The sequence below is a fragment of the [Micrococcus luteus] ATCC 49442 genome, from assembly GCF_010367585.1.
GTDB classification, from domain to species: Bacteria; Actinomycetota; Actinomycetes; order Actinomycetales; family Micrococcaceae; genus Arthrobacter; species Arthrobacter luteus_A.
In genome coordinates, this window is record NZ_JAAAXP010000001.1 from 2,971,087 (window position 1) to 2,985,009 (window position 13,923).

12 protein-coding genes are annotated in these 13,923 nt (G+C 67.1%); 11 read left to right on the forward strand and 1 reads right to left on the reverse strand.

The window, feature by feature from the left end; all coding sequences use genetic code 11:
- The first annotated feature begins 27 nt into the window (after positions 1-27).
- The 3 genes from GUV69_RS13565 (at position 28) to GUV69_RS13575 (ending at position 2,799) form a co-directional block, all read left to right on the forward strand.
- A complete protein-coding gene (locus tag GUV69_RS13565) occupies positions 28-711 on the forward strand; it encodes an N-acetylmannosamine-6-phosphate 2-epimerase (protein ID WP_164203174.1) in 684 nt (227 codons plus the stop codon).
- Positions 712-776: 65 nt separating this feature from the next.
- Positions 777-1,925: an N-acetylglucosamine-6-phosphate deacetylase gene (locus GUV69_RS13570; protein WP_164206540.1), complete on the forward strand. Its 1,149-nt coding sequence runs from the start codon at positions 777-779 to the stop codon at positions 1,923-1,925.
- A 145-nt stretch (positions 1,926-2,070) separates the two neighbouring features.
- Positions 2,071-2,799: an IclR family transcriptional regulator gene (locus GUV69_RS13575; protein WP_164203176.1), complete on the forward strand. Its 729-nt coding sequence runs from the start codon at positions 2,071-2,073 to the stop codon at positions 2,797-2,799.
- On the opposite strand, the gene GUV69_RS13580 is transcribed toward GUV69_RS13575, so the two are convergent.
- Complete coding sequence (locus GUV69_RS13580; RefSeq protein ID WP_164203177.1) at positions 2,780-4,714, reverse strand: FAD-binding monooxygenase; 1,935 nt, start codon at positions 4,712-4,714, stop codon at positions 2,780-2,782. The two genes, GUV69_RS13575 and GUV69_RS13580, sit on opposite strands and share 20 nt — an antisense overlap.
- A gap of 273 nt (positions 4,715-4,987) precedes the next feature.
- Between GUV69_RS13580 and GUV69_RS13585 the strand changes: the two genes are divergently transcribed.
- From GUV69_RS13585 to GUV69_RS13620, 8 genes are all read left to right on the forward strand, one after another.
- The gene (locus tag GUV69_RS13585; RefSeq protein WP_164203180.1) at positions 4,988-6,223 is read left to right on the forward strand and encodes a CaiB/BaiF CoA transferase family protein; all 1,236 of its coding nucleotides are present in this window, start codon (positions 4,988-4,990) and stop codon (positions 6,221-6,223) included.
- Entirely contained in the window at positions 6,224-7,099 is an 876-nt protein-coding gene (locus GUV69_RS13590) for a hydroxymethylglutaryl-CoA lyase (RefSeq protein ID WP_164203182.1), read from the forward strand.
- A gap of 113 nt (positions 7,100-7,212) precedes the next feature.
- Positions 7,213-8,592 carry a 2-hydroxycarboxylate transporter family protein gene (locus tag GUV69_RS13595; RefSeq protein WP_164203186.1) on the forward strand — a complete coding sequence of 460 codons (1,380 nt, stop codon included), beginning with the start codon at positions 7,213-7,215 and terminating at the stop codon, positions 8,590-8,592.
- 93 nt (positions 8,593-8,685) lie between these two features.
- Positions 8,686-9,225 (forward strand): gamma carbonic anhydrase family protein, encoded by a 540-nt coding sequence (locus tag GUV69_RS13600; RefSeq protein WP_164203189.1) that lies wholly within the window; start codon positions 8,686-8,688, stop codon positions 9,223-9,225.
- Positions 9,226-9,258: 33 nt separating this feature from the next.
- Positions 9,259-10,941, forward strand: coding sequence for a thiamine pyrophosphate-binding protein (locus GUV69_RS13605; RefSeq protein WP_244292721.1), 1,683 nt, complete (start codon positions 9,259-9,261; stop codon positions 10,939-10,941).
- A 22-nt stretch (positions 10,942-10,963) separates the two neighbouring features.
- Positions 10,964-11,617: an IclR family transcriptional regulator gene (locus tag GUV69_RS13610; RefSeq protein ID WP_164203191.1), complete on the forward strand. Its 654-nt coding sequence runs from the start codon at positions 10,964-10,966 to the stop codon at positions 11,615-11,617.
- Between the two features lie 133 nt (positions 11,618-11,750).
- Positions 11,751-13,238: a fumarylacetoacetate hydrolase family protein gene (locus GUV69_RS13615; protein ID WP_164203193.1), complete on the forward strand. Its 1,488-nt coding sequence runs from the start codon at positions 11,751-11,753 to the stop codon at positions 13,236-13,238.
- Positions 13,235-13,915: a GntR family transcriptional regulator gene (locus GUV69_RS13620; protein WP_164203196.1), complete on the forward strand. Its 681-nt coding sequence runs from the start codon at positions 13,235-13,237 to the stop codon at positions 13,913-13,915. The genes GUV69_RS13615 and GUV69_RS13620 overlap by 4 nt, the downstream gene beginning before the upstream one ends.
- Positions 13,916-13,923 lie beyond the last annotated feature (8 nt).

Consider the following 13,923-nt stretch of genomic DNA (forward strand, 5'->3'; position numbering starts at 1 on the left):
CACTCCCGTATCCCAGAGGAATTCACCGTGATCCTGACCCCCGAAGCCCTCGAAGCACTCCGCGGGCAGCTTATCGTTTCCTGCCAGGCGTACCCGGGCGAGCCTCTGCGCGATCCCCGCACCACGGGACAGATGGCCGCATCGGCCGTTATTGGCGGGGCTGCGGCGATCCGCGTCCAGGGGCTGGCCGACGTGCAGTTCACACGGACCGCCGTCGAGGTTCCCGTCATCGGGCTGTGGAAGGACGGGCACGACGGCGTTTTTATCACCCCCACCCTCCGGCACGCCTTGGCTGTGGCGAACGCCGGCGCACACGTGGTGGCGATCGACGGCACCCGTCGCCGGCGTCCCGACGGGCTGACCCTGGCGCAGACCGTTGCAGGGCTCCACGCCGAATCGCACGCGCTGGTCATGGCGGACTGCGGCTCCTTCGACGACGCCGCTGCCGCCGTCGAGGCCGGAGCTGACCTGATCGGCACCACATTGTCCGGCTACACCGGCGAGCGCCCCAAGACCGACGGACCGGACCTCGAACTGATCGAGCAGATCGCCGCAGCCGGGTTTGGTGCGCCGCTCGTCGCCGAAGGCCGCCTCCACACCCCCGCGCAAGCCAGGCGGTGCCTCGATGCGGGCGCCTTTGCCGTCGTCGTCGGAACAGCCATCACGCATCCGGCCACCATCACCGGCTGGTTCGCGGAGGCCTTGTCGTGACACCGCAGGCGGCGAACCCCGGCAGCTTCCTGCTGGCGGGCACGGTCCTGACGGACGGACTGTCCATGGACAACGCCGTCGTAGCGGTTGCGGGCGGACGCATTGCGTATGTGGGACCGTGCGCCGGGCTGGACGCCGCCCTCTCTGACCTTGAGGAACTCGGTCTGCCGCCGGGCAGCATGATCCTGCCCGGCCTTGTTGACCTGCACTGCCACGGCGCTGCGGGCGGCGACTTCCCCACCGGCGACAGCCAGGCCGCACGCACCGCCGTGGACTTCCTGCACCGCAGCGGCACCACCACGCTCCTGGCAAGCCTGGTGACCGCGGGGCGCGGAGACCTGCTGAGTGCCTTGGGAACGCTCAAGGCACTCGCCCGGGAAGGCCTCATCGCGGGGATCCATTCCGAGGGCCCCTTCCTGTCCCACGCACGCTGCGGCGCGCAGGATCCCCGGTTCCTGCGCGACCCCGACGTCGGCCTGCTCGGCGAGCTGATCGACGCGGCCGGCGGATACCTGCGCACCATGACCTTCGCCCCGGAACTGCCCGGTGCGGACGCCGTGGTGCGGATGCTCGCCGAACGCGGCGTCACGCCGTCGCTGGGACACACCGATGCGGATGCGCGGACGACGGCGGCCTCCCTCACCGAGGCGGCGGAGTTGCTCGCGGCGTCCGGACTGGACACGGTGTCACGCCCCACGGTCACGCACCTGTTTAACGGGATGCCTCCGCTGCACCACCGCAGCCCCGGCCCGGTCGCCGCCTGCCTCCGGCTGGCAGGATCCGGAACGGCCGCCGTCGAGCTCATTGCCGACGGCGTGCACCTTGACCCTGAGACCACCCGGATGGTGTTCGACCTGGTGGGGGCCAAAAACGTGCTCCTGGTGACAGATTCGATGGCCGCCACCGGGCTGCCTGACGGCGATTACGAGCTGGGCCCCCAGTCCGTTTCCGTCAGCGGCGCCGTGGCGCGGCTCCGGAGCAACGGTTCCCTGGCGGGCGGGACGGCCACCCTGCTGGACGTTGTGCGGCGAACGATTGCAGCCGGTGTGGACCCGGCCGCCGCAGTCCGATCCGCCACCGCGGTGCCGGCCGCGATCATCGGCCGACGGGATATTGGCAGCCTCCGCGCGGGCCTGCGCGCCGACGTCGTGGCGGTGGACCGGGACTTCCGCCGGGTCATGGTCCTGCGCGAGGGGCAGCTGCTGAACGCGTAAGCGTTCACCAACGGCGTCCGCCGCAGCTCGTTCGGTAACCGCAAAGCATGTTCTAATATGGGACTGCCGGTCCTGGCCTGCTCCACCGAGCCAACGCACTGGACAACGGCAGGATGACCGGGCAACGACAGGGGGGCAGGGCGCAATGGCAGACGCAGCACTTCAGGGCGGGAGGGCGGCACCGGCCCACTCGCAGACGCTGTCCCGCGGCATCAGAATGCTTGAAATCCTGAGCGAGGCAACGACGGCGCTCAGCATCGGGGAAATTTCAGCCCGGATGGGCGTGCACCGTTCGATTGCGTACAGGATCCTGCGCACCCTTGAAGACCACGGACTCGTCGCCAGGGACAGCTCCGGGGGCATCGTCCTGGGCACCGGCCTGGCAACGTTGGCCCGCGGTGTTGCCCGCGACCTGCAGACCGCAGCACTCCCTGAGCTGACATCCCTCGCCAACGAGCTCGGTGCCACCGCCTTCCTGGTGGTGCTGGACCGCGGGGACTGCACCACGCTGACCAGCGTGGAACCGCGGCACAGCCGGGCCGCGGTGGTCCAGCGGCCCGGCACCCGCCACGCGCTGAACGTCGGGGCGCCGGGGCTGGCCATCCAGGCGATCCTGGACGATTCGCAGTGGGAGGCGATTTCTCCAGACCAGCCCCGCCGTCCGGAAGTAGCTTCCGTCCGCGAAGCGGGATTCGCCGTCAGCCACCACGAAGTCCTGCCGGGGGTCACAGGCGTGGCCGTCCCGCTCAAACCCACGCAGGGACTCCAGCCCGCCGCCATCGCCGTCGTTTATCCCAGCGCCCAGCTCGCTCCCGACCAGGTTGGAAGCTCAGTCAAAGAAGCAGCCCGGCGGATCAGCGAGCAGCTCCACTAGCCAGCGATGCCTCCAGGCGAGGGGCCAGCAAGGGAGCGAAGAAGGCCCCGAGCTCAGCTGTCGAGGTCAGCGGCAGGACATTTGCCACGTACTGGTCCGGCCGCACCACTACCACCACACCCTCGCGGCTTAGGCCGCGCAGCTCAAAAATATCGGCGGCGGGATCGGTGGCGTACACCTTTTCGTAGTCGGTGAGCTTGAACGGCCCGACCGCCGGTTTGAACACGGCCGGAACAGCGCCGAAGTCCAGGCCGGCATGCTCCTGCTGGTAGATCACCTTCACATCGAACCAGGCGTCAGGATCAGCGCCCGACGGCGTGGCGGCCAAGGGTGATTCCGGCGAGGTCGCGATCCACTCGGCAAACCGGTCCGTGGCGGATACTGTCCCCGGCTTCCCTCCTGACGGAAGGGCCTGGTCCGCGAAAACGTAGATGCGCCAGCGGCCGTCCGCCGTGGCGTGGTGGCCCAGGTGGACCGGGTTGGTATCTCCCACCCGCACAACGGGCGCTGACTTGAACCGCTTTCCCACCGGGAAACCCGTGGCAAGGTCCTGGTGGTCGGCGGGTGCCACCAGCAGGGACGGGGCATACTCTGTCATGAACCCGGCCGGAAACTCGGCTGTGCTGACGTAGAAGTTTTCAAGCTCGGCGGGGTCCCCGAATTCCTCCGGCTTCTTCGCCATCATCGTGGACCACTCTTTATCAAAGTCGATGAGGTTCTTCGCCACCACCTGCCGCTCTTCCGAATAGGTGGAGAGCAGGGCTTCCGGGCTGCGGCCCTCGAGCACGTGTCCCAGCTTCCAGGCGATGTTAAAGCCATCCTGCATGGAGACGTTCATGCCCTGGCCGGCTTTTGCACTGTGCGTGTGGCAGGCGTCCCCGGTAATGAAAACGCGCGGGGTACGCGTGCCGCGATCCTCCGGAAGGACGTCGTCGAACCGGTCCGTGAGGCGGTGCCCCACCTCGTACACGCTGTGCCACGCGACGTTCCGCACGTCCAGGGTGTAGGGGTGCAGGATGGCGTTCGCCTTCTGGATGATCTCTTCAATGGTGGTGTTGCGCACCGCACCGTTGTCGTCCGGGTCCACTTCGCCGAGGTCAACGTACATCCGGAAGAGGTGGCCGCCTTCGCGCGGGATCAGGAGGATGCTGCCGCCCGAGCCGGACTGGATGGCGCATTTGGTGCGGATATCGGGGAAGTCCGTGACGGCGAGGGCATCCATCACGCCCCAGGCGTGGTTGGCGGCGTCACCGGCAAGGGTGCAGCCGATCGCCTGCCGCACTTTGCTGCGGGCCCCGTCGGCGCCCACAACGTACTTTGCCCGGACGGTGCGCTGCCTGCCCTCAAGGGGACCGGACGTGTGGAGAAGCGTGACGGTGACGGGGTACTCCCCCTCGCTGGAGACCTCAAGGTCCTGGAACTCATAGCCGTAATCGGGTGTCATCCGGGTGGGTGAATTGGCCATGAACTCAGCGAAGTAGTCCAGCACCCGGGCCTGGTTCACGATGAGGTGCGGAAATTCGCTGATCCCGGCGGGATCGTCCGGCGTGCGCGCTGTCCTGATGATGCGTGAGGGGTCAGTGGCGTCGGGCTTCCAGAACGCCATCTCGGTGATGGCGTACGCCTCGTCGATGATCCTCCCGGCGAATCCAAAGGCCTGGAAGGTTTCGACGCTCCTGGCCTGGATTCCGTCGGCCTGCCCGATGGCCAGCCGTCCCGGCCGGCGCTCCACAATCCGGGTGGTGACATTCGGGAACTGCGACAACTGCGCGGCAGCAAGCATCCCGGCAGGTCCGGTGCCAACAATCAGCACGTCAACTTCTTCCGGGAGCTCAGCCGGGCGGTCGATGCCGACACCGGCGGCGGGCTGAACCCTGGGGTCTCCCGATACGTAACCGTGGTGGTGGAACTGCATGGACTTTCCTCACTTCGCTGTGGGTTCACTGATCATCCAGCTTCGTTCTATATAAGAACTTGCATTTCTATATTAGAAAGCAGTGGCTTGATCCACGACTGTACGGCATCTGTGACGCCGCCTACAAGTGGCGGGAGGCGGGGTGGGGGTGTCGGTCAACATGAGCCAATCTGTTGCGCACGTCACACAGTGGTGCCAATGTCTATCCGCCGAATGACAAGCATCTCCCACTAGGTGGGAAATCTTGCACTCGAAGACGCAGGCAGGAACCTCATGACGCAGGAACTTCATCTGGAGGGCAACGCCCTCCCCCTTCAAGGCATCCGTGTGCTGGAACTCGGCAGCTTCATCGCGGCCCCGTTTGCGGCGCGCCTTTTCGGCGATTTCGGTGCCGAGGTCATCAAAATCGAAAAGCCGCAGGGAGGCGACGAACTGCGGGACTGGCGCAAGACCCGCGGCACAACCTCCATGCTGTTCCGCACCATCGGCCGCAACAAGAAATCCGTGGTGCTGGACCTCCGCTCCGATGCCGGACGCGAGGCGGTAAAGAAAATTGCCGCACAGTGCGATGTGGTGATTGAAAACTTCCGGCCGGGCACCCTCGAGAAATGGGGCCTGGGCCCGGACGTGCTGCAGGAACTCAACCCGGACATGGTCATGGTGCGCATCTCCGGCTACGGGCAGACCGGCCCGTACAAAAACCGTGCCGGCTTTGGCAGCTCCGCGGAGTCCTTCGCCGGACTGCGCTACATCACGGGTGAACCGGACCGTCCTGCCGGCCGCGCGGCTGCCAGCATGGGTGATACTGTCGCCGGCCTCTACGGGGTGATTGGCGCACTGATGCTCATGCTGCAGAAGGCCCGCGGGCTGCCCTCCGGCCCGTCGCAGGTGGTCGATGTTGCGCTCTATGAAGGTGTCTTCAGCCTGCTTGAGTCCCTGGTCCCGGACTACGATGCGTACGGCATGGTCCGCAAGCGCACCGGCGGCGCCCTGCCCGGCGTCGTACCCACCGGCTCCTATCTGTGCGGGGACGACCTTGAGGTGGTCATCGGCGGAAACTCCAACTCGGTGTTCGTGCGGCTTATGCGGGCCATCGGCCGCGAGGACCTGGCCGAGGACCAGACCCTGCTCGCCACCGAGGCCCGCGGGGCCCGCGAGGCAGAACTCAACGGCGCCATCTCCGCCTGGACGGGAAGCATGCCCCTCACCGAAGTCCTGGACAAGCTCGACGACGCCGGCGTACCGGCCGGCCCCGTCTACGACGCGCCCAGCATCGCCGTGGACAAGCACTACCTGGCCCGCGACATGATCCAGACCCACGAAGTGGTTATCGAAAACGAGCCCGAATTGATCCGCTTCCCGGGCGTTGTTCCCAAGATCCCCGGCCACGAAGGCCGCGTCAAATGGGTGGGCCCCGAACTGGGCCAGCACACAGCAGAGGTACTCAAGGAGCTCGCCGGCATGACCACAGACGAAATTGCCGGGCTCGAACTGCAGGAGGTGCGGTAGATGAGCGTGGAAATCACCGACGTCTTCCTGCGCGACGGGCTGCAGGACGAACCGGTCATCGTATCAACGGCACACAAGCTCGAAATCGCGGAGGCCCTCGTCGAAGCAGGGCTCAAACGTATTGAAGCGGCGTCCTTCGTCAACCCGAAACGCGTGCCGCAGATGGCCGACGCCACCGACATCATCTCCACCCTGCCCGCAGTTCAAGGGGTCACATACACGAGCCTGGCGCTCAATGGCAGGGGCATTGAACGGGCCGTCACCGCCGGCGCAACCGACATCCAGGTGGTCACCTCCGCCAGCCAGGCGCACAGCAATGCCAACGCCGGGCAGGCCATCGAGGATGCCCTCGCCGGCCTCGCCTCGACAGTATCGAAGTACCCGGAGACGCGGTTTTTCGCCGGCATCTCCACCGCCTTCACGTGCCCGTTCGAAGGGAGCATCGACCCCGGCCACCTGCTGCGCGTGGTCCGCACCTTCAAGGACATGGGCATCAGGGACGTCGGGCTTGCCGACACCTTGGGCACTACGCCTACGGAGCAGGTGATGGCAAGTCTGCGCTACGTGCGCGACGCCGAACCGGACCTCATTTACTATCTGCACCTGCACAACGCCCACGGCCAGGCGCTGGCGACCGCCAGCGCCGCCGTGGATACCGGCATCATGCGTTTCGACGCCGCCCTCGGCGGATTCGGCGGCTGCCCGTTCGCGCCCGGCGCGCACGGCAACATCGCCACCGAGGAACTGGTCCGGCACCTGCACGCAGAAGGCCACGACACCGGCATTGACGAGGCCCGCCTTGCCGAAGCCGTCCGGCTGGCCAGGGACATCGTCGCGCACTCCCCCGCCGCCGGCCTGCTGGACCCGGCCCGCTAAAAGCCCCTCCCCGAAAAACAAGCGCATCTCACAATTCCTACTCACATTTGGAGACGATGATGTCTACAAGTCCACGCACCACGGAATCCTCTACCCAACCAACGGATCCAGCCATGAACGAGTCCTCCCACGGCCCCGCCGGCGGAATCGAACATCCGGTGACCCGGACCGCTGGCCCGCGGCCCGGGACGCACTACCCCGGCCGGCAGGGCCTACGCATCGCCAGCCTTCCCGCTCCGCTGTACCTCGTCCTCGCGGGCCTTGTCCTGACCGCCGCCTTCACCGGGAACCTTCCGGACACCATGGTGGCCGGCTTTGCCACCACCATCCTGCTTGGCGGCCTGTTCATCTGGATCGGGAACCTGTTCCCCGTGGTCCGCGACTTTGGGCTGCCGACCGTCCTGTGTACATTTGCCCCCGCCACGCTGGCCTTCCTCGGCCTGATGCCCGGGAACCTGGTCACCGTAGTGCAGAACTTCATCGACGGCCACGGCTTCCTGGACTTCTTCGTCGTCGGCATCATCGCCGGTTCCATCCTGGGCATGCCGCGGGCACTCCTGCTCAAGGCGGGACCACGCTTCGCGGTGCCCATCGTGGGGTGCCTCATCGCCACCTTCGTCCTGGTGGGGCTCATCGGGGCCCTGACCGGCTTTGGGTTCATCGAAGGCATTCTCTTCGTCGCCGCACCCATCATGGCCGGCGGACTGGGCGTCGGCGCGCTGCCAATGTCCGAGATGTACGCCTCCGCCACCGGCGGCGACTCCGCCACCTTTATGGGTGACCTTATGTCCGCCGTGGTTATGGCCAACGTCGTCTGCATCCTCATCGCCGGAATTTACAGCGGACTGGGCAAGCGCAAAAAGCAGCTCTTCGTTGGCTTCAACGGCCACGGCCAGCTGCTGCGGATCAAGGGCCGCTCCGACGAACTCACCCTGCCGCCGAAGCGGGACACCTCCTCCTTCATCGCTTTAGGCAAGGGCCTGCTCATCGCCGGCAGCCTCTTTGTGTTCGGCAACCTCGTCGCCGGCTTCCTTCCCGCACTGCACCCCTACGCCTGGGCCATCCTCGCGGCCGCCGCCGTCAAGATCTTCGGGCTGCTCCCGCAGGACGTCGAAGACTCCACGGCGGACTGGGGCGACCTGATCGGCGCCGTCCTGGTTCCCGCACTCCTGGTGGGCGTCAGCCTTACCTATATCGACATCACCGACGTCCTCGCCTCGCTGGGCAACCCGCTGTTCATCCTCCTGACCATCTGCACCGTGGTCATCGCGACCCTGACCTCCGGCATCCTCGGATGGCTGGTGAAGTTCAACTTCGTCGAAGCATCCATCACCCCCGGCCTGGTCATGGCGGACACCGGCGGCAGCGGTGACGTGGCAGTCCTCAGCGCCGCGAACCGCATGCACCTGATGCCGTTCGCCGCCCTGACCAACCGCCTCGGCGGGGCACTGGTCCTCTTCGTGACGTCACTGATCGTCCCGTTCCTCGCCTAGCAGCGGCCTTCTCACCCGGCACCACGGAATGACGACGGCGGTGCCCCGCACGTTCTGTGGGGCACCGCCCTTCCACCTCACCTAAGGAACCCCATGACCTCCCACGTCCTTGCCATCGACGGCCGCAACCCCGCACTCACGGAAGACACCTGGATAGCCCCCACCGCCGTCGTCGTCGGCTCAGCGACCATAGGCGCCGGCACCGGAATCTTCTACGGCGCCGTGGTGCGGGCGGACACGGAGGACATCAGCATCGGTGCCGGCAGCAACGTGCAGGACTGCGCCGTTGTCCATGCCGACCCGGGGTACCCGGCCCGCATCGGCAGCCGGGTCAGCGTGGGGCACGGGGCCGTGCTGCACGGCTGCACCGTCGGCGACGGGACCCTGATCGGCATGAATGCGACGGTCCTTAATGGCGCCGTCATCGGCGCCGGCTCCCTGATCGCAGCCAACGCGCTGGTGCTCGAGGGCATGGAGGTTCCGCCGGGATCGCTGGTTGCAGGAGTCCCCGGAAAGGTGCGCCGCCCGCTGACGCCCGAAGAAATCGAGCACTGCAGCCGGAACGCCGCCACCTACCGTGAGCTCACCCGGAAGCACCGCGGCGCCGCGCCGCTGGTCGCTTCCGCCAGCTAGAGCCTGCCCGGACCCAGGACCATGAAAGAAGCCATGACCAGCACCAGCACTGACCTTGCAGTCGACATGCCCGCCCTCCCCGACGAGGGTCACGTCTCAGCGATGGTCGCCGACGTGGTGGCCGAACGGGCCAGCCACCTGTTCGGCCTGATGGGCAACGGCAACGCCCACCTCATCAGCCGGCTCACCCGCCGGGGTTTCCCGTTCACGTCGGCCCGGCACGAGGCCTCAACGGTGGCCATGGCCGATGCCTACTACCGGGCCACCGGAGACATCGTCGCGGCCACCACCACCTACGGCGCCGGCTTCACCAACGCGTACACCACGCTGACCGAAGCCCGGATGGCCCGCATTCCGCTGGTCCTCGTGGTGGGAGACGCCCCATCCACCGGCCTGCGGCCGTTCGACATCTACCAGGTCAAGGCAGCCGAGGCCGCCGGCGTGGTGACCCTGGTAGCCGGCCCGGACAACGCCGCCGCCATCACCCACCGCGCGTTCGACCTCGCGCTGCAGACCGTCCAGCCCGTGATCGTGGCCATTCCCTACGACCTCGCCACCGCCCCGCCCTCTGACCCCGAACCGCTCGAACCCCTGCCGGCCAAGCCCTCGTGGCCCGCAGAACCGGGAGACCTGGACCGCGTCTCCAGCCTGCTCGCCGCGGCGGAACGGCCGCTGATCCTGGCGGGGCGCGGCGTCCTGCTGGCGCAGGCTGCGGAGGGACTTCGCGGCGTGGGGGACCGGCTCGGCGCGCTGTTCATGACATCGGTCATGGCCGCCAATGCCTTCAACAGCCCGTGGGACCTGGGCATCGCAGGCGGCTTCACCCGCAGCCACCGCCTCGACGTTGCCCGCCAGGCCGATGTTGTCCTCGTGGTGGGCGCCAGCCTGAACACCTTCCAGACCCGGTACGGAACCCTGTTCGCGGACGGCACCAAAATTGTCCGGGTGGACAACGAGCCGGACCCGGGACACCCGGACGCTGAGTACATCCGCGCGGACATCCTCCCGTTCATTGAGGGCCTGCTGGAGCGGGTCCCCGCGGCCGCCCCAACCTGGCGCGATCAGGTCCCGGAGGCGTCCGAGGCCAAGTTCCGGTCCTCCGTGCCGACCGAAGACCCGGGCGAGTACGGTGCTGATGGACGGCTGAACCCGCGTGCCGTCGTCGCCGCGCTGGACCGCATCCTCCCGGCAGAACGGTCAGTGGTCATGGACGGCGGACACTTCATCGGCTGGGCCCCGATGTACCTTTCGGTTCCGGACCCGCATGCCATGGTCCTGGTGGGCACCGCCTTCCAATCGATCGGCCTGGGTTTCGGCTCCGCCGCGGGCGTCTCGGTGGCCCGCCCGGAACGCACCACCGTCCTGGTCAGCGGCGACGGCGGCGGACTGATGGGCCTGGCCGATTTCGAGACTTTCCTCCGGGCCACCCGAAAAGGTGTGGTGGTGGTGCTCAACGACTCCGCCTACGGGGCCGAACTTCACCAGTATGCCGCCAAGGGACTCCACAGCGAGGCCATGCTGATTGACGAGGTGGACTTTGCCGCCGTCGGCCGCGCCTTGGGGGCGGAAGGCTCCAAGGCCCACACGCTGGCTGATCTGGGCCGGTTGCAGGAGTGGCTGGCCACCCATGAGGACGGCGTCTATGTCCTGGACGTTGCGATCTCCCAAAAAGTGGTGGCGGAGTTCATGGCGGAGTCCGTGGCCGCCAAGGGCTGAGCGGACGCCATAAGCTGGCCGTATGCCCTCCTCTGAGACCAACGGAAGCAACCGCACGCTCGAACGCGCCGCCGCCATCCTCGACGCCGTGGGCCGGTCCGCCGTGTCAGCCAGTGAGCTGTCCCGGCGGACCGGCCTGTCGCTGTCGACGGCGCACCGGCTTGCGCTGCAGCTGGCGGACTACGACTTCCTGCGCCGTACGGACAGCGGCGCCTTCCGGATCGGTGACCGGTTCGTCCGGTCAGCCTTGGAGAACGCGGGCATACCGGTCCTCAATGACCTCAGGGACCAGACCGGCGAGACCGCCCAGCTGTGGGTACGCCGGGGTGACGAACGCGTTTGCCTCCTTAGCGCCGACAGCCGGCACGAACTCCGCGCCACCCTTCCGCCGGGCTCCAGGCTGCTCCTGCCCCAAGGCTCGAGCGGCCGCCTCCTCGCGGCAGAGGAAGACGCCCTGTCCGAGCTGGACCGCACCGGGTGGATTGAATCGGTGGGTTCCCGCACGCCCGGGCTCGGCTCCGTCAGTGCTCCCGTGCGCACCGGGGAAGGAATTATCGCCGCAGTCTGCCTGGCGATGCCCCTTGCCCGGGTATCTGAATCGCCCGGCACGGACCACGGGAACCTGGTGGTCACGGCAGCGCGGCGAATCGCGGAGGCAGTGGAACTCCGGACCTAGAAACCAGGCAACGTTCCAGCCGGTTTGGACCTGAACTGACGCCCCTCAACTGAATTCAAGTTAGGGGTTGACAGCCCCCGAGTGGTGCGCAATAGTCATCGTATACGATTTCGTACTTGATGAGGAGACGGTTTTGGAGCAGGTCAACGGGGACATCCTCGAAGCGGCACGCAAGGTGATCGCGGTTCACATCAACTACCCCAGCCGGGCAGCGCAGCGCGGACGCACGCCGGAGCAGCCGTCCTACTTCCTCAAGCCGTCGTCCTCGCTCTCCCTCAGCGGCAGCGCCGTGGAACGCCCGGCGGGCTGCGAGCTTCTCGGCTACGAGGGCGAGATCGCCCTGATCATCGGCAAGCCCGCCCGCAGGGTAGGACTCGCGGACGCCTGGAGCCACGTAGCCGCGGTGACCGCCAGCAACGACCTGGGCGTCTATGACCTGCGCTACGCCGACAAGGGCTCGAACCTCCGGTCCAAGGGCGGCGACGGCTTCACCCCGATCGGCCCGGCACTGATTCCGGCCGACGCCGTGGACCCCGCCGGTCTGCGCATCCGTACCTGGCACAACGGCGGAATCGTCCAGGACGACACCACCAAGGACCTGCTCTTCCCGTTCGCCCGGCTGGTGGCGGACCTGTCCCAGCTGCTCACCCTCGAAGAAGGGGACATTATCCTGACGGGCACTCCGGCCGGCGCCTCCGTTGCCAAACCAGGCGACGTGCTCGAAGTCGAGGTCAGCACTGCTGACGGCCACCTCACCACCGGGCGGCTGGTCACCTCCGTGGAGGAAGGCACGACGGCGTTCGCCGAGTTTGGTGCCGCACCCAAGATTGATGATCTGCAGCGGGAGGAGGCCTACGGTTCTCGTGAAGCGGCGGGTCTGGCACCCGCGGAAGCGGCCGCCGTCGGGCCCTCCCTCTCCCCCGAACTGAAGGCGAAGCTGGAGAGCGTCGCCACCGCCACCCTGTCCTCCCAGATGCGCAAACGCGGCCTGAACAACGTCAGCATCGACGGCCTGCAGGCAACCCGCCCCGACCGGCGCGTGGTGGGACTGGCCCGCACCCTCCGCTATGTTCCTAACCGCGAGGACCTCTTCACGACCCACGGCGGCGGCTTCAACGCCCAGAAGCGCGCCATCGACTCCGTCAACGAAGGCGAAATCCTGGTCATGGAGGCCCGCGGCGAGAAGGGCACGGGGACGGTCGGCGACATCCTGGCCCTCCGCGCCCAGGTCCGCGGCGCCGCTGCCATCATCACCGACGGCGGCGTCCGCGACTACTCCGCCGTGGCCGGCCTGGAGATGCCTACCTACTTTGCCAACCCGCATCCTGCCGTGCTGGGCCGCCGCCACATCCCGTGGGACACGGACATCACCATCGCCTGCGGCGGTGCCACGGTCCAGCCGGGGGACATCATCGTGGCCGACTCCGACGGCATCCTGGTGATCCCGCCGGCCATCGCCGAGGAACTGGTGGAGGACTGCATCCAGCAGGAAAAGGAAGAAGCCTTCATCTTCCAGATGGTCCAGGAAGGCAACAGCGTTGACGGCCTGTATCCCATGAACGCCGAGTGGCAGAACAGGTACGCAGAGTGGGAACGAATGGGAAGCAGGCAAAGCCAATGACTGAGACTGCAGTGACAGAAACGACAGCGGCCACCGGCAGCAAGTCCCAACAGGCCTACGAAGCAGTCAAGACCCGGATAGTGGGAGGCGCCTACACTCCCGGTTACCGGCTGGTCCTTGGCAGCATCGCCAAAGACCTGGGCTTCAGTGTGGTGCCGGTCCGGGAAGCCATCCGCCGGCTCGAGGCCGAGGGCCTGGTGAAGTTCGAGCGGAACGTCGGCGCCACCGTCGCCGGGATCGACCCCACCGAATACCTCTATACGATGCAGACCCTGAGCATCGTCGAAGGCGCCGCCACCGCGTTGTCCGCCCCGCTCATCGGCGAGGCGGATCTGGTCCGGGCCCGCGCAGTGAACGAGGAAATGCGCGCGTGCCTGGAACACTTCGATCCCGTCCGCTTCACGCAGCTCAACCAGGACTTCCACAGCGTCCTCTTTGAACACTGCCCCAACCCCCACATCCTGGACCTTGTCCACCGGGGCTGGAACCGGCTCGCCTCACTGCGGTCCTCCACCTTCCGCTTTGTGCCCGGCCGGGCCCACGATTCCGTGGACGAGCACGAGCAGATCCTCCGGCTCATCGAATCCGGGGCCGCCGCCGAGACCATAGAGAAAGCAGCACGACTCCACCGCAGCGCCACCCTTGACGCCTACCTCTCCCAAGCCAAAAGCATCTAAGCAATCCC